This is a genomic window from Virgisporangium ochraceum, assembly GCF_016863655.1.
Taxonomy (GTDB): Bacteria; Actinomycetota; Actinomycetes; order Mycobacteriales; family Micromonosporaceae; genus Virgisporangium; species Virgisporangium ochraceum.
In genome coordinates this window covers 82,048-97,334 of the sequence record NZ_BOPH01000024.1, presented here as the reverse complement: position 1 = coordinate 97,334, position 15,287 = coordinate 82,048, and the positions used below count along the sequence as shown (strand labels likewise).

16 protein-coding genes are annotated in these 15,287 nt (G+C 70.3%); 12 read left to right on the top strand and 4 right to left on the bottom strand.

All coding sequences use genetic code 11. From position 1 onward, the window contains the following. Positions 1-96: 96 nt before the first annotated feature. The 4 genes from Voc01_RS11255 (at position 97) to Voc01_RS11240 (ending at position 3,687) form a co-directional block, all read left to right on the top strand. Complete coding sequence (locus Voc01_RS11255; protein WP_203927279.1) at positions 97-276, top strand: (2Fe-2S)-binding protein; 180 nt, start codon at positions 97-99, stop codon at positions 274-276. 58 nt (positions 277-334) lie between these two features. After that, the gene (bfr, locus tag Voc01_RS11250; RefSeq protein WP_203927278.1) at positions 335-817 is read left to right on the top strand and encodes a bacterioferritin; all 483 of its coding nucleotides are present in this window, start codon (positions 335-337) and stop codon (positions 815-817) included. A gap of 90 nt (positions 818-907) precedes the next feature. Next, positions 908-3,292: a HelD family protein gene (locus Voc01_RS11245; protein WP_203927334.1), complete on the top strand. Its 2,385-nt coding sequence runs from the start codon at positions 908-910 to the stop codon at positions 3,290-3,292. 35 nt (positions 3,293-3,327) lie between these two features. Further along, entirely contained in the window at positions 3,328-3,687 is a 360-nt protein-coding gene (locus Voc01_RS11240; RefSeq protein WP_203927277.1) for an MmcQ/YjbR family DNA-binding protein, read from the top strand. Here Voc01_RS11240 and Voc01_RS11235 read toward each other — a convergent pair. From Voc01_RS11235 to Voc01_RS11225, 3 genes are read right to left on the bottom strand one after another with little or no spacing between them, the layout of a single operon-like run. Beyond that, positions 3,635-4,813, bottom strand: a complete 1,179-nt coding sequence (locus tag Voc01_RS11235) for a 4-hydroxybenzoate 3-monooxygenase (protein ID WP_203927276.1) — start codon at positions 4,811-4,813, stop codon at positions 3,635-3,637. The genes Voc01_RS11240 and Voc01_RS11235 overlap by 53 nt on opposite strands. A 10-nt stretch (positions 4,814-4,823) precedes the next feature. Beyond that, on the bottom strand, positions 4,824-5,108 hold the full coding sequence (locus Voc01_RS11230) for an STAS domain-containing protein (RefSeq protein WP_239160116.1): 285 nt from the start codon (positions 5,106-5,108) through the stop codon (positions 4,824-4,826). After that, complete coding sequence (locus Voc01_RS11225) at positions 5,105-6,259, bottom strand: PP2C family protein-serine/threonine phosphatase (RefSeq protein ID WP_203927275.1); 1,155 nt, start codon at positions 6,257-6,259, stop codon at positions 5,105-5,107. The genes Voc01_RS11230 and Voc01_RS11225 overlap by 4 nt, the downstream gene beginning before the upstream one ends. A 56-nt stretch (positions 6,260-6,315) precedes the next feature. Between Voc01_RS11225 and Voc01_RS11220 the strand changes: the two genes are divergently transcribed. Next, positions 6,316-6,918 carry a MarR family winged helix-turn-helix transcriptional regulator gene (locus Voc01_RS11220; RefSeq protein WP_203927274.1) on the top strand — a complete coding sequence of 201 codons (603 nt, stop codon included), beginning with the start codon at positions 6,316-6,318 and terminating at the stop codon, positions 6,916-6,918. A 274-nt stretch (positions 6,919-7,192) separates the two neighbouring features. Here the strand turns inward: Voc01_RS11220 and Voc01_RS11215 are convergent, their stop codons facing one another. After that, on the bottom strand, positions 7,193-7,705 hold the full coding sequence (locus Voc01_RS11215; protein ID WP_203927273.1) for a hypothetical protein: 513 nt from the start codon (positions 7,703-7,705) through the stop codon (positions 7,193-7,195). Positions 7,706-7,909: 204 nt separating this feature from the next. Here Voc01_RS11215 and Voc01_RS11210 point away from each other — a divergent pair, with 204 nt between their 5' ends. The 7 genes from Voc01_RS11210 to Voc01_RS11180 all read left to right on the top strand — a co-directional run bounded on the left by Voc01_RS11210 (position 7,910) and on the right by Voc01_RS11180 (position 15,282). Beyond that, complete coding sequence (locus Voc01_RS11210; RefSeq protein WP_203927272.1) at positions 7,910-9,100, top strand: acyl-CoA dehydrogenase family protein; 1,191 nt, start codon at positions 7,910-7,912, stop codon at positions 9,098-9,100. Then, positions 9,097-10,176 carry an acyl-CoA dehydrogenase family protein gene (locus tag Voc01_RS11205; protein WP_203927271.1) on the top strand — a complete coding sequence of 360 codons (1,080 nt, stop codon included), beginning with the start codon at positions 9,097-9,099 and terminating at the stop codon, positions 10,174-10,176. Before Voc01_RS11210 ends, Voc01_RS11205 begins: the two co-directional genes overlap by 4 nt. Positions 10,177-10,342: 166 nt before the next feature. Continuing rightward, entirely contained in the window at positions 10,343-11,176 is an 834-nt protein-coding gene (locus Voc01_RS11200; RefSeq protein ID WP_203927270.1) for an ABC transporter ATP-binding protein, read from the top strand. Beyond that, the gene (locus Voc01_RS11195; protein ID WP_203927269.1) at positions 11,173-11,886 is read left to right on the top strand and encodes an ABC transporter ATP-binding protein; all 714 of its coding nucleotides are present in this window, start codon (positions 11,173-11,175) and stop codon (positions 11,884-11,886) included. Before Voc01_RS11200 ends, Voc01_RS11195 begins: the two co-directional genes overlap by 4 nt. 13 nt (positions 11,887-11,899) lie before the next feature. Beyond that, positions 11,900-12,778, top strand: a complete 879-nt coding sequence (locus Voc01_RS11190; RefSeq protein WP_203927268.1) for a branched-chain amino acid ABC transporter permease — start codon at positions 11,900-11,902, stop codon at positions 12,776-12,778. Then, entirely contained in the window at positions 12,775-13,923 is a 1,149-nt protein-coding gene (locus tag Voc01_RS11185; protein WP_203927267.1) for a branched-chain amino acid ABC transporter permease, read from the top strand. Before Voc01_RS11190 ends, Voc01_RS11185 begins: the two co-directional genes overlap by 4 nt. A 69-nt stretch (positions 13,924-13,992) precedes the next feature. Continuing rightward, positions 13,993-15,282 (top strand): ABC transporter substrate-binding protein, encoded by a 1,290-nt coding sequence (locus tag Voc01_RS11180; RefSeq protein ID WP_203927266.1) that lies wholly within the window; start codon positions 13,993-13,995, stop codon positions 15,280-15,282. Positions 15,283-15,287: the final 5 nt, after the last annotated feature.

Below are 15,287 nucleotides of genomic sequence, written 5' to 3'. Positions count from 1 at the left end.
CTCGGCCCGGGGCTTGCGCCGCGGCCATATGCTGTGGCTACCCTTACTTAGGTTAGGCTAAGCGTCCTGTTGCTACCCCGGAACCAGGAGTCGTCCGTGTTTGTGTGCATCTGTGCCCGGGTGCGGGAGTGTGAGGTTCGCTCCGTCATCCAGCTGGGTGCTCGCTCGGAGGACGCGGTCGGTGACGCCTGTGGGGCCGGCACGCACTGCGGGACCTGCCTCGACCGCATCGAGGAGATCATCGACGAAGAGTCGGGAATGGTTAGGGTTGGCTGACCGATCTTAGGCGTGGCTGACTAGAAACGGACATATCGCCACCCGTAACGTCTCGGGGATGCAGGGCGACACTCAAGTCATCGAGTTTCTGAACGAGCAGCTCACGGCCGAGCTTACCGCGATCAACCAGTACTTCCTGCACGCCAAGATGCAGGAGAACTGGGGCTACACCAAGCTTGCGGCCCATACGCGGTACGAGTCCATCGACGAGATGAAGCACGCTGAGGTGCTCACCGACCGCATCCTCTTCCTGGAGGGGCTCCCGAACTTCCAGCGGCTGTTCCCGCTGCGCATCGGCGAGACCGTCACCGAGCAGTTCAAGGCCGACATGAAGATCGAGGCCGAGGCGATCGACCGGCTGCGGCGCGGCATCACGCACATGCGCTCGGTCGGCGACGTGACGTCGGCCAAGATCTTCGAGGACATCCTCGCCGACGAGGAGCACCACATCGACTACCTGGAGACCCAGCTGCACCTCATCGAGACGCTCGGCGAGCAGCTGTACCTGCAGAACGTCACGGAGCACCCGAAGCCGGAGTAGTTTGCCCGCCCGGGAAGAGTCGCGTTACCCTTACTCGTTTCATGGCAACAAAAAAGACGGCTCACAAAGGCCGTCGAACGAAGCCAGTGTATCGAATGGGGTAACGGCTTGTCAAACGACGTCGAGCTGGAGCAGGAACACCTCGACCTGCTCTACGGGCACCTCGATGACCTGCGGGAACGGGCCACCGCGCGGTTGGGGCAGACCAGGAAAGAGCGCGGCAGCACACACCAGGCGATGTCTGAGCGCGACAGCATGTCCGCGATGCTCATCGACCAGATCGAACGCTACAACGCCGTCGAGCACGGTCTATGTTTCGGACGCATAGACGGGCTCGACGGCGTTGTCCGCTACATCGGCCGCATCGGCCTGTTCGACGAGAAGAGCGGCGACCACGTGCCGCTGCTCACCGACTGGCGCGCCCCGGCGGCCCGGCCGTTCTACCTGGCCACGGCGGCGTCGCCCGAGGGCGTCCGGAGGCGGCGGCACATCCGCACGCGCGGTCGGAAGGTCACCGACCTCGACGACGAGGTGCTCGACCTCGACATCGCCAACGTCACCGCGGGCAGGACGCTCAGCGGCCTGGCCGGCGAGGCGACGCTGCTCGCCGCCGTCAACGCCAGGCGCACCGGTCGGATGAGCGACATCGTCGAGACCATCCAGGCCGAGCAGGACGTCGTGATCCGCACCGACCTCAGCGGCGCGCTCGTCGTGCAGGGCGGGCCCGGCACCGGCAAGACCGCGGTCGCGCTGCACCGGGCGGCCTACCTCCTCTACACGTTCCGGGAGATCCTCGAGACCCGCGCGGTGCTCATCGTCGGGCCCAACGACACGTTCCTGCGCTACATCTCTCAGGTGCTGCCGTCGCTGGCCGAGACCGGCGTGCTGCTGTGCACGGTCGGCGACCTGTTCCCGGGGGTCACCGCCCGCCGGGAGGAGCCGGCCGCCGTCGCGGAGATCAAGGGCCGCAAGATCATGGTGGACGTCCTGCGCAAGGCCCTCGACGACCGCCAGCGCCAGCCCACCAAGCGGATACCCATCGAGATCGACCGCCAGGGCAACCGCGAGACGCTCTACCTGGAGCCGGGCGAGGCCAAGCGGGCCCGCAACCTCGCGCGCGCCACGAAGAAACCCCACAACGTGGCGCGGCCGATCTTCGAGAAGGAGATCGTCGCGGTCCTGACCGGCAAGCTCACGGAGAAGCTCGGCGACGACCCGTTCGCCGACATCACCCGGGCCGCGTTCGAGAGCGGACGCAAGGACGAGTACGCCAACACCGAGGACATCGGCGACAACGTCCTCGACCAGGCCGACGTCGAGGAGATCCGCAAGAGCCTCGCCAAGGAGCCCGAGGTGCTCGCCGTCTGCGACTGGCTGTGGCCGGTCCTCACCGCGCAGCAGCTGGTCGCCGCGCTCTACGCGTCCCCCGACCGCCTGGAGAGCGCCGCGCCGCAGCTCACCGCGGGCGAGCGCGCGGCCCTGCGCCGCGAACCCCGCGGCGGCTGGACGCCCGCCGACGTGCCGCTGCTCGACGAGGCGGCGGAGTTGTTGGACGGCGACAAGCCGGTCAGCGACGAGTTCGTGATCGAGGAGCGCGAACGGCTGGCCCGCCGCGAGTACGCCGAGGGCGCGCTGGAGATCCTCAAGGGTTCGCGGTCGCTCGACGACGAGGAGGACCCCGAGTACCTGTCGGCCACCGACCTGCTCGACGCGGCCGACCTCGGCGAACGCCAACGCACGATCAGCTTCGTCACCGCCGCGCAGCGGGCCGCGGCCGACCGGAGCTGGGCGTTCGGGCACGTGATCGTCGACGAGGCGCAGGAGCTGTCGCCGATGGCCTGGCGGCTGCTGATGCGGCGCTGCCCGAGCCGCTCGATGACGCTGGTCGGCGACGTCGCGCAGACCGGCGACCTGAGCGGCGCGCCGTCCTGGGACAGCATCCTGAGCCCCTACGTCGCCGACCGGTGGCGGCTCGCCGAGCTGACCGTCAACTACCGGACGCCGTCGGAGATCATGGCGGTCGCCGGGCACGTGCTGGCGACCATCGACCCCACGATGTCGCCGCCGCGGTCGGTGCGCGACACCGGCGTGCCGCCCTGGGCCGAGCGGGTCGACGCCGACAAGCTCGTCGACCGCCTGGTCGACGCGATCCGCGCGGAGACCGCCGTGGTCGGCGACGGTCGCGTCGGGGTGCTCGTCCCGGCCGAGCGGGTCGCGACGCTCGGCGCCGCCGTCGCGTCGGCGATCGAGGGGACCGCCGTGGGCGCGGGCGTCGACCTGGTGAGCCCGGTCGTCGTGCTGACCGTCAAGCAGGCCAAGGGCCTGGAGTTCGACTCGGTGCTGCTGGTCGAACCGGCCGAGATCCTCGACGGCTCGCCGCGCGGGGCCAGCGACCTGTACGTCGCGCTGACCCGGGCCACCCAGCGCCTCGGCATCCTGCACACGGCGCCCCTCCCGGAGGCCGTGAAAATCTGAGTGGACGCACACGGTGACCACGGGAGAATGCCCCCGTGGTCACCGTGGAGTTCGTCAAGGCCTTCTGCGGCGCACTGCCGCGCACCGACGTGAAGATCATCCGGGACCGGCTGAAGTTCCGCGTCGGCCCGATCGTGTACGCGGCCTACTCCCGCGACGAGACCACCCTCGGCTTCGGGTTCCCCAAGGAGGAGCGCCAGGCCCTCGTCGAGGCGGAGCCGCACAAGTTCTTCCTGCCGGGCCCGTCGGACATGAGGTTCCGGTGGGTCTGCTGCTGGCCCGCGGAGATCGAGCCCGACGAGATGGAGGAGCTTCTCCTGGACGCGTGGGCGATGTGCGTACCTAGGAAGGTGCGTCGAACGGTAGTCCCACGTAGTTCTCGGCCAGACTGGTGAGCGCCGCCCGCGACGCGGCCGTGTACCGCAGCTGCGAGAGCTGGAGCCGCTGGTCGAACGGGTCGCCGGCCGGGTCGCGGTGCAGCATCGAGGTCATCCACCAGGAGAAGTGCTCGGCCCGCCAGACCCGGCGCAGGCAGGTGTCGCTGTACGCGTCGAGCAGCTCCGTGCGTCCCGTCGAGAAGTACGCGGCCGCGCCGGCCGCGAGCACCCGGACATCGGCGATGGCCAGGTTCATGCCCTTGGCACCGGTCGGCGGGACGATGTGCGCGGCGTCTCCGGCGAGGAACAGCCGGCCGTGGCGCATCGGCTCGGCGACGAAGCTGCGCATCGGGGTGACGCCCTTCTCCATGATCGGGCCGCTGGTGAGCGTGAAGCCGTCGGCCGCCAGGCGGGTGCCGAGTTCCTCCCAGATCCGGTCGTCGGGCCACCGCTCGATCGGCTCGTCGGGCGGCACCTGCAGGTAGAGGCGGGTGACCTCGGGGGAGCGCATGCTGTGCAGCGCGAACCCGCGGTCGTGGTAGCAGTAGATGAGCTCCTCGTGCGACGGCGGCGTCTGCGCCAGCACCCCCAGCCACGCGAACGGGTAGACGCGCTCGAAGACCGTCAGCGCGTCGGCGACCGCGGGCCGGCAGATGCCGTGGAAACCGTCGCAGCCGGCGATGATGTCGCACTCGAGCGTCCGCGCGGCACCGGAGGAGTCGGTGTAGGCGATGCGCGGCCGGTCGCTGTCGAGATCGTGCACGCTCACGCCGGTCACCTCGAACTCGAGCGCGAGCCCGGCGGCGAGCCGGGCCGCGATCAGGTCCTTGACCACCTCCTGCTGGCCGTAGACGGTGATTTCCCGGCCGGTGAGCTCGGTGAGCGCGACCCGATGGTCGACCCCGTCGAAGCGCAGCGCGAACCCGTGGTGCGGCAGGCCCTGCGCGTCGAGCCGCTCGGCCAGGCCGGTCTCGCGCAGCAGTTCCACGGTCGGATGTTCGAGCACGCCGGCGCGCACGCGCTTCTCGACGTAGTCGCGGCTGCGGTTCTCCAGCACCACCGACTCGATACCGGCCCGGTGCAGGAGATGGGCGAGCATGAGACCGGCGGGACCGGCACCGATGATTCCGACCTGGGTGCGCATGGGTGCCAGCCTATGGGCTGAACAGCCCGGTGAGGATCAGGATCCGGTGCGCGACGCCGGTCGCGCCGACGACGCTCAGCCGGCCGCCGGTGGCCTTGCGGCCGGCGACCAGCGCGCTCAGCCCGGCGGCATCGAGGAACGTGACGCCCGAGAGGTCCACCACCACCGGATGCCCGCCGGCGGCGCTCGCCAGGAGCGCGTCGCGGAGCTGGCCCGCCGTCGCGAAGTCGACGTCGCCGGTGACCCGGACGACGCACACGCCGTCGACGACCCCGGCGGTGATGGACAGGTTCACCTGCCGGCCCAGTCCACCACGACGATGGCCGCGTCGTCGTCGAGCGGGACGCCCTGCCGGAACACGTTGTGGTCGGCCAGCACCGCCCGCACGGCCTCGGCCGGCGGCAGCCGGCGGGTGCCCACGAGCGTCTGCCGCAGCCGGCCGTGCTCGCTGTAGCGCTGGCTGGCGTAGGGCGCCTCGTGGACCCCGTCGCTGAGGATGATCAGCCGGTCACCCGGCTCGGCCCGGAACGACTGCTCGACGTACACCGTCGACTCGAACATGCCCAGCGGGAGCTGTGCCTCCAGCTTCACCTGCTGGAGGTCCTCGCCGCGCAGCCGCAGCACCATCGGCGAGCCGGCGTCGACCGCCGCGACCATGCCGGTCGCGAGGTCGAAGCGCAGCAGCAGCGACGACAGGTGCCGGCTGCCCGCGTGCTGGGCGTAGACCGCCTGGTCGGCGAGTGCGGCGTGGTCGGCGAGGCGCGGGCTCGCCATCCGCGCGTTCCGCATCGCGGTGACCGCGAGCACGGTGAGCAGCGACGCCTCGATGCCGGTGCCCTGGCCGTTGGTGACCGTCAGCACGAAGTGGTCGTTCTCGACCGCCCAGTCGAAGTTGTCCCCGCACACCGAGTAGGCCGGCTCCAGCTGGCCGGCGACCTCGAACTCGGGCTTGCTCACCGACCGTCCGGGCAGCAGCTGCCACTGCATCTCGGCGGCGACGGTCAACGCCGCCCGGCGGCGGGCGTCGCGGTACCGGTCGGTCACGCTGTCGGCGGCCCGGATGTCATGTGCCAGAGCGGTCGCGAGCAGGAGCAGCTCGTCCAGCGTCGCCGGCTCCGGCGGTCGCGCGAGATCGAGTACGAGGACGCCCACCGCGTCGCCGCGCGCGGCCGACGGCAACAGCAACCGGACGCCCTCCGGCCCTTCGGTGACGATCGCCCGCCGGCTGACGAACACCTGACCGGCCGGACTTCCGGTGACAGGAACCGGATCCGCGGCACCGATGACGGGGCACAACGTGTTCAACTCGTAGTCGGCGAGCAGCAGATCGGCGGCCAGAACGCCGTAGTGCTCACGCAACGCGGCCACGAGGGCGTCGATCAGTGCGTGCGCCGGCGCCTCGAACATGGCACGTTGGACCAGGAGGTATCGGGCGGGCTGATTCACCGGCATCCTCCCCGGGCGGCAAGGCTCATCTGCGGGCGGTGAGGGATCGGGCGATAATGGGGCACAGTACGAACCACCCACCAGTTCCGTTGCGGGGCTGGTCGGCCGGCCGACGCCGGGGAGGAGGAGCGCTGCCCGACATCCCCGACGTCGACGTGGGTGACCCGGCCGCGGTCGCCGCGGCGGTCGAGGCTGCCACGCGGGCCCTCGTGATCACCCTCGGCCGGGCCGAGGAGGAGATCCTTCCCCGCGTGTCGGTGTCGCAGCTGCGGGCGCTGCTCATCATCAGCCGCCAGGCGCCGACCAACCTCAACCAGCTGGCCGAGGAGCTCGGCGCGATCCCGTCGTCGGCGAGCCGGCTGTGCGACCGGCTCGTGGCGGCCGGCCTGGTGACCCGTCGCACGGGAATAATCGACCGGCGCGAGGTCGAGCTGCGGGTCAGCGCCGAGGGCCAACGGCTGGTCGACCAGCTGCGCGAGACCCGGGTGGCCGAGCTGGCCACGGTGCTCGCCACCATGCCTCCCGACGGGCAGCGGGCGCTGCTGGTGGGCCTGCGCGAGTTCCAGCGCGCGGCCGAGCGCCTCGACGGGGTCGCCGACGCGGACGGCGACGCCGGCACCGCCACCACGGGGCCTGCCGCCGGTCACGACGTGGCCTGATCCCACCACCTGTCCATCCACCCCGATTCCCGTGTCACCGGCCCCTCGGCCGCCCGTCGGGACATGTTATTTGCCGCGCGGCAAGAGTATGGGCCCGGGTCGCCCTGAACACCGTCTCGAAACGCCGTTCCCTGATGGGTCTGTTCCCCGGACGCGGAAACGAAAACGCGGCCGGCCTCCCACCAGGGGAAGGCCGGCCGCCGAGGACGCCGGTGGCCGGCCTCCACGGGGGAAGAGGCCGGCCACCAGATCATGGGTGGTGCGGTGTGGCTTGTCAGGCGCGGGCGTACGGGTTGGTGTCGTGGTCGCCGTAGTGCACCGTGTCGAAGACGCCGTCGAAGTCGGTGTCGGTGACGGTCTTGTCGATGTTGCCGTCCTCGTCCGGGTCCACCTGGACCTGGTCGACGTGGCCGTCGAAGTTGTTGTCGAACACGGCCAGGTCGAGCGCACCGTCGTGGTCGGTGTCGGCCGCCGCGGCGTCGACGTAGCCGTCCTCGTTGCGGTCGGCGAAGACCTTCTCCGGGTTGCCGTCCTCGTTCGCGTCGACGTAGTGGGTGTCGAGCGCCGGGCCGCCGTACTCGTCGGTGTACACGTTCTCCGGGCGGCCGTCGCCGTCGGCGTCGGTGGCCAGGATGTCGGCGTAGCCGTCGTGGTCGTAGTCGGCGACGCCGATCTGCGAACCGTCGGTGAACTGGGCGACGATGACGTGCTCGTCGTGCGTCGGCTCCGGGGCGTAGTTGTCGTCGTGGCCGTAGTCTTCGCCGGTCGGCTCGGTGTACTCGCTCATCTGTATCTTCCTCCGAATTATGTTCTGTTCCGCTTGGTGTTCCGCTTGCTTCGTATTGCTCGTTGCGGCGTTGAAATGAACAGTAGAAGGAGTTCGGAGCCGGGTGCTCCCGGCTTCGTGCCACCCCGGCGGGCTTCCATCCGGGCGGGTGGGGGCATATATTGCACTCACCGTGTAGAAAGATTGGGGGCCGCGGTGACAGCGGTGACAGAGGCCGACCTGCGAGAGCGGGTCGCCACGTTCCTGGCGGGGCACGACCCCGCCGCGGCCACCGATCCGGAAGCGAGGCTGGCGTTCCTGCGCGCGGCCTTCGACGCCGGCCTGGCCTGGGTGCACTACCCGCCGGGGCACGGTGGTCTCGGCGCCCCGCGGGCGATGCAGGCGGTGGTCGACGCGGAGTTCGCCGCGGCCGGCGCGCCGACACCCAGCCCCGCGACGAACCCGATCGGCCTGGGCATGGCCGCGCCGACGATCCTGCGGCACGGCACCGAGGAGCAGAAGAGCCGCTACCTCCGTCCACTGTGGACCGGTGAGGAGGTGTGGTGCCAGCTCTTCAGCGAGCCCGGTGCCGGCAGCGACCTCGCCAGCCTCGGCACCCGCGCGGTGCGCGACGGAGACGACTGGATCGTCGACGGGCAGAAGGTCTGGACGTCGCTCGCCCACCTGGCGCGGTTCGCGATCCTGGTGACCAGGCACGACCCGTCGCTGCCCAAGCACGAGGGCATGACCTACTTCATCCTCGACATGACCTCGCCCGGCGTGGAGGTGCGGCCGCTGCGGCAGCTCACCGGCGAGGCCGAGTTCAACGAGGTGTTCCTCACCGACGTGCGGATCCCCGACTCGATGCGCCTCGGCGCCGTGGGCGAGGGCTGGGCCGTGGCCCGGAGCACGCTGATGAACGAGCGGGTGTCGATCGGCGGCGGACCGATCCCGCGTGAGGGCGGCGCGATCGGCGCGCTCGCCGCGGTGTGGCGCGAGCGGCCCGAGGTGCGCACGCCCGGGGCCCACAGCGAGCTGATGAAGCTGTGGGTCGACTCGGAGGCGGCCCGGCTCACCGCGACCCGGCTGCGGCAGCAGCTGGCCGCCGGCGAGATCGGACCCGAGGGCTCGGCCGTCAAGCTCACCTTCGCCACGCTGATGCAGCGCGTCTCGGGGCTGGAGATGGAGGTGCGCGGCGAGGAGGTGCTGCGCCACGACGCCTGGAACGGCGGACGGGGCCGGGAGACGCCATTCTTCGAACGGTCCGCCGGGTACCGGTACCTGCGGGCGAAGGGCAACTCCATCGAGGGCGGCACGTCCGAGATCCTGCGCAACATCATCTCCGAGCGGGTGCTCGGCCTGCCCAGCGAACCGCGGTCCGACAAGGACATCCCCTGGAAGGACCTGCCCCGATGAACACGGACCTGCTCTACGACGAGGTCGACGAGGAGCTGCGCTCCTCCGTCCGCGGCCTGCTGGCCGCGCGCAGCCCGTGGTCGGCGGTGCTGGCGCGCGTGGAGGGCCCGGAGCCGTACGACACCAAGCTGTGGGCGACGCTGGCCGGCGAGATGGGACTGGCGGGCCTGGCGGTTCCGGAGGACCTGGGCGGTGCGGGTGCGTCGTGGCGCCAGGTGGCCGTGGTGCTCGAGGAGCTCGGCGCGGCCGTCGCGCCGGTGCCGTACCTGGGAAGCGCCGTCCTCGCCACGGCCGCGCTCCTGTCGGCGGGTGAGACCGAGCTGCTCGGCAGGCTGGCGTCGGGGGAGAGGTCGGCGGCGCTGGCCCTTCCGTTCTCCACCGCTTTCGGGACAACGCTTTCCCCGACGGTGTCGGTGGTGGACGGTGCCCTGTCGGGCACGGTGACCTCCGTGGCCGACGCGGTGACCGTCGACGTGCTGCTGGTTCCCACCACCGAGGGTCTCTACGCGGTCGACGCCGCCGCCGACGGCGTCAGCCGGACTCCACTGTCCTCTTTGGACATGACCCGGCAGGTGTGTGACATCGCGTTCTCGGGAGCGTCGGGGAAAGCGGTTGCCCACGGGGAGGGCGCGGTGGAGGTCGCGCTGACCACGGGTGCCGCGCTGCTCGCCTCGGAGCAGGTGGGGCTCGCGCAGTGGTGCCTGGACACCACCGTCGACTACCTGAAGAACCGCTACCAGTTCGGTCGCCAGGTCGGCTCGTTCCAGGCGCTCAAGCACCGCCTGGCCGACCTGTGGACGCGCGTGGCGCAGGCCCGCGCCGTCGCCCGCTACGCGGCCGCGAGCATCGGCACCGACGACGCGCGGATCGCCGCCGCCCTGGCGCAGTCGTACTGCTCCGAGACCGCGGTGCTCGCGGCCGAGGAGTGCGTGCAGCTGCACGGCGGGATCGGGTTCACCTGGGAGCACGCCGCCCACCTGTACCTGAAGCGGGCCAAGAGCAGCGCTATCGCGCTCGGCACACCGGACCGGCACCGGTCCACCCTGGCGAACCTGGTGAATCTTCCACCGGCCTGACGGAGCCCTTTTCATCCCGTCTGGGGGTAACGTGAACACCCCTGAAACTCCCTGGTCACAGCCTCGCAACAAGAGCGTTGACCTGGCGGTCCAAGAATGTACACTCCCGGTGTAATTACTTAGCTCGGCTCGGACCTCGTTCCACACCCACCCCTCAGAGGTGACGATGAGCCCGCCTTCCCCTGACTCCCCGGATACCGGTACCGCTGGTACCGGTATCCGCAATACCGGTGCGAGCCTCGAGCTGCGCGGCATCGGCGTGAACTTCGGTGGCCTCGTTGCCCTCGAAGACGTCTCGCTCGCCGTTCCCGCGGGCAGCGTCGTCGGGGTCATCGGGCCGAACGGCGCCGGAAAGACCACGTTGTTCAACGTCGTGTGCGGGTTCGTCGACCCCAGCGCCGGCACCATGACGTTCGAGGGCGCGCCGTTCCGGCCGCGGCCGCACCAGCTCGCCCGCCGCGGCATCGTGCGCACCCTGCAGGGTGTCGGGTTGTTCCGCGGCCTGTCGGTGCTGGAGAACGTGATGGCCGGCGCGACACACACGTCGAAGGCGGGCTTCGTCTCGTCGCTGTTCGGCCTGCCGCGCAGTGACCGCGAGGAGCGCCGGCTGCGCACCGAGGCGCTGGAGCTGCTCGGCGAAATGGGCGTGGCCGACCAGGCCGGTGCGTACCCGGAGACGTTGCCGTACGCGGTCCGCAAGCGCGTCGCACTGGCCCGGGCACTCGTCGCGCGGCCGCGGCTGCTGCTGCTCGACGAGCCGGCCGGCGGACTGTCCGCCGAGGACATCGACGAGCTCGCGGCGCTCGTCGTGGGTCTGCCCGCACGGGAGAACGCCTGCTCGGTGATGCTCGTGGAGCACCACATGGACCTCGTCATGAAGGTCTGCACCGCGATCGTGGTGCTCGACTTCGGCCGGGTCATCGCGTCGGGTACGCCGGACGAGATCCGCGAGAACCCCGCGGTCACCGAGGCGTACCTGGGTGCGGAGGTCTCCTCATGACACTGCTGGAGGTGAAGGATCTCAGCTCCGGGTACGGCGCCGTGCCGGTGCTGCGCGAGGTGAACCTCGAGGTTCCGCAAGGGACGATCACCGCGGTGCTCGGTGCGAACGGGGCCGGAAAGACCACCCTGCTGCGCACGCTCACCGGGCTGGTGAAGCCGACCGGTGGCCGGGTCGCGTTCAACGGCACCGATCTGCGCGGCTGCAAGGTCGAGGACTACGTGCAGCGCGGCATCGCGCACGTGCCCGAGGGGCGCGGCGTGGTCGCCGAGCTCACCGTCGAGGAGAACCTGCGCCTGGGAGGCCTGTGGCGCAAGGACCGGGCCGACGCGAAGAAGGCCACCGACGAGGTGTACGAGCTGTTCGAACCGTTGGCCCGTCGGCGCCGCAGCCTCGGACACCAGCTCTCCGGCGGCGAGCGGCAGATGCTCGCCGTGGGGCGGGCGCTCATCGCGCGTCCCCGACTGCTGTTGCTCGACGAACCGTCACTCGGCCTCGCGCCGAAGGTGACGGCCCAGATCATGGCCCTGCTGCGGTCGCTGCGCGACAGCACCGGGCTCACGGTTCTGCTCGTGGAGCAGAACGTCCGTAGCGCGTTGTCCATCGCCGACCAGGGCGTGGTGATGTCGCTCGGCCGTGTCGTGATGACCACCGACGCCGACCGGCTGCGTGACGACGAGTCCCTGCGCCACGCGTACCTCGGTTTCTAGAAGGGATCGGCCGTTGGAACGCTTCATCTTCCTCACCTTCGACGGCGTGTCGCGGGGTGCGATCTACGCCGCGTTCGCGCTGGCGCTGGTGCTCATCTGGCGCGCCGCCCGCGTCGTGAACTTCGCGCAGGGCGCGATGGCCGTGGTCACCGCGTACGCCGCCTACATGACCTACAACAGCACCGGCAACTACCTGCTGGCCCTGCTGGTCGGCCTCGTCGGCGGGCTGCTGCTCGGCGCGGTCGTCGAGCGCGGGCTGATGCGGTTCGTGGGGCACGCCAACCCGTTGAACGACGTCATCGTCGCGCTCGGGCTGGTGCTGCTGCTCACCGCGATCGTCGGCATGATCTGGGGCGGCGAGTACCGGGCGGCCAACCATCCGTTCGACACCAATGCCATCGAGGTCGGCGGGATCCCGCTGATGACCCAGTACGACCTGTTCATCTACGGGTCGGTGGCCACGATCGTGGTGCTGCTGGCGCTGCTGTTCACCCGCACGCCGATCGGGTTGCGGATGCGCGCCGCCGCGTTCGCGCCGGAGGTCTCGCGGCTGCTCGGTGTGCGCGTCGGGCGGATGCTGACGCTCGGCTGGGCGCTGGCGTCACTGGTGGGAACGCTCGCCGGCATCCTCATCCTGCCGACCGAGCTGGGCCTGCACCCGCACGCGATGGACCTGGTGTTCGCGTCGGCGTTCACGGCGGCGGTCGTCGGCGGGCTCGACAGCCCGGTCGGCGCCGTGGTCGGCGGCATCATCGTCGGCCTGATCCTCTCCTACGTCAGCGGGTACCTCGGCGCGGCCGTCACCCCGATCGCGGTGCTCGTGGTGCTGTTGGCCGTGCTGCTGCTGCGTCCCGGCGGAATCTTCTCCAGCGTGCGAGCGAGGACGGTATGACGACCACCGAGAAGGCGGCACCGCAGTCACCTGTTCCCGTGACGCCGCAACGGTCACCGTTGCAGCGGTTCGTCACCGCCGGGCTCGCGCCGGCGCTGCCCGGCCGCGGCGGCTCGACGCTGCTGCGGCACCTGATCTGGGTGGCCGTCGGCGCCGTGGCGGTCTACTTCATCAGCTACGGCATCGAGCCGTTCCGCAACTACCAGCTGGCCACCGTGGCCGCGTACCTGTGCGTCACCGTCGGCCTCACGATGCTCACCGGCATGAACGGCCAGCTGTCGCTGGGGCACGGCGCGTTCATGGCGTGCGGCGCGTACACGGTCGCGTTGATGCAGAACGAGTTCAGCGACCGCAACATCCTCGGTAACTGGACGCTGCTGGTGTCGCTGCCGCTCGGCGTGCTCGTCGCGTCGATCGCCGGCGTCGTCATCGGCATGTGCGCGGCGCGGCTGCGCGGGCCGTACCTCGCCGGTGTGACGCTCGCCGTGGCGCTCGTCGTGCCGGCGTTCACCACCCGGTTCGCCAGCGTCTTCAACGCCGACCAGGGCCTGTCCGTCTACATCGCACCCGCGCCGGCCGGTCTCGGCCCGTACTTCCCGCCGGAGCGGTGGCTGGCCTGGATCGCGATCATCTGCGCGATGGTGGCGGTGCTGCTCATCGCGAACCTGGTGCGCAGCCGGTTCGGCCGTTCGTTCAAGGCCGTCCGCGACGACGAGGTGGCCGCGCGGTTGTGCGGCATCCACGTCGCCCGCACCCAGGTGCTGGCGTTCGTGGTGAGCGCTGCGTGCGCCGGTCTCGGCGGGGGAGTGCTCGCCGTCATCTCCTCGAGCGTGTCGCCCAGTGTCTTCGGGCTCACCCTCTCGCTCAACCTGCTGCTCGCGATCGTGCTCGGCGGCCTGGGCAGCCTGTTCGGCGCCGCCTGGGGCGCGCTGCTGCTCGTGGTCCTCCCGTACGCCACCACCGAACTGGCCCGGAGCTTCGAGATGAGCCCGGGCATGGCCAACAAGCTCGAAGGCAACCTGCCGCTGGCGATCTTCGGCCTCACGCTCATCATCGTGATGCTGCTGGCGCCGGGCGGCATCCAGGGCGCGTTCCGCAAGGCCGGCTTCGCCATCCGCCGGCGCCTGCACGCGCGCCGCACCTGACCACCCTCTGCCGACGAACCCATCGCAGGATCCCACCACCATCACCGAACCCACCCGAACAGGAGAGCCATGCATCGCATCGCACGGCGCGGCATCGCGATCGCCGCCGCGCTCACGCTCGCCGCGGCGGTCGCCGCGTGCTCCGACGAAGCGCCGAGCAGTGACGGCGGCACCACCGAGAACGTTCCCGGCGTGACCGCCACCGAGATTCTCTTCGGCACCCATATGCCGCTCACCGGCCCGGCCGCGGCCGGCTACTCGAAGATCGCGCCCGCCACCAAGGCGTACTTCGACTACGTCAACAAGAACGGTGGCGTGCACGGCCGTCAGATCAAGTACCAGATCGAGGACGACGCGTACAACCCGGCGAACACCCAGAACCTGGTGCGCAAGCTGGTGCTGGAGGACAAGGTCTTCGCGATCCTCAACGGTCTGGGCACACCCACCCACACCGGCGTGCTCGACTTCCTGAACCAGCAGAAGGTGCCCGACCTGTTCGTCGCGTCCGGCAGCCGCAGCTGGGACCAGCCCGACAAGTACCCGGGCACGTTCGGCTTCCAGCCCGACTACACGGTCGAAGGCAAGATCATGGCGGACTACGTGAAGAAGAACTTCGCGGGCCAGACCGTCTGCCACTTCGGCCAGGACGACGACTTCGGCCGCGACAGCCTCGCCGGCGTCGAGAAGATCCTGGGCGCGAGCGGCGTCAAGGAGAAGCAGAAGTACGTCGCCACCAACGCCAACATCACCCCGCAGATCCAGGCGTTCAAGACCGCCGGCTGCCAGGTCGTCATCTCCGGCACCATTCCCGGCTTCACCGCCCGGGCGCTGGGCACGGCCGCGCAGCTCGCGTTCAAGCCGCAGTGGGTGGTCTCCAGCGTCGGCGCAGACAACCTGACGCTCTCCGGCCTGCTGGGCCAGAACAAGGGCCTGCTCGAGGGTCTGCTCAGCGTCGGCTACCTGCCGGTCTCGACCGACGACTCGAACCCGTGGGTGCAGCTGTACAAGAAGGTCAACGCCGAGCACAACGCGAACGCGCCGTTCGACAACAACATCATGTTCGGCATGACCGTCGGCTACCTCACGGTGCAGGTGCTGCAGAAGGCCGGTAAGAACCTGACCCGCGAGAAGCTCATCGAGGCCGTGCAGTCCGGTGGCTTCAAGAACGCGGCGGCCGGCCCGTACCGGTACTCCAAGACCGACCACTCGGGCATCGGCGGCATGCAGATGGGCAAGATCTCGGGCGGGGCGCAGGCGGCGTTCGGTCCGGTGCTGGAGACCGACGAGGCCGACGGCGCGGTGAAGGAGTACACCGAGAAGCCGACGACCCCGCCGGGCAACGGCGTCCCCCAGGCCTGACCTGA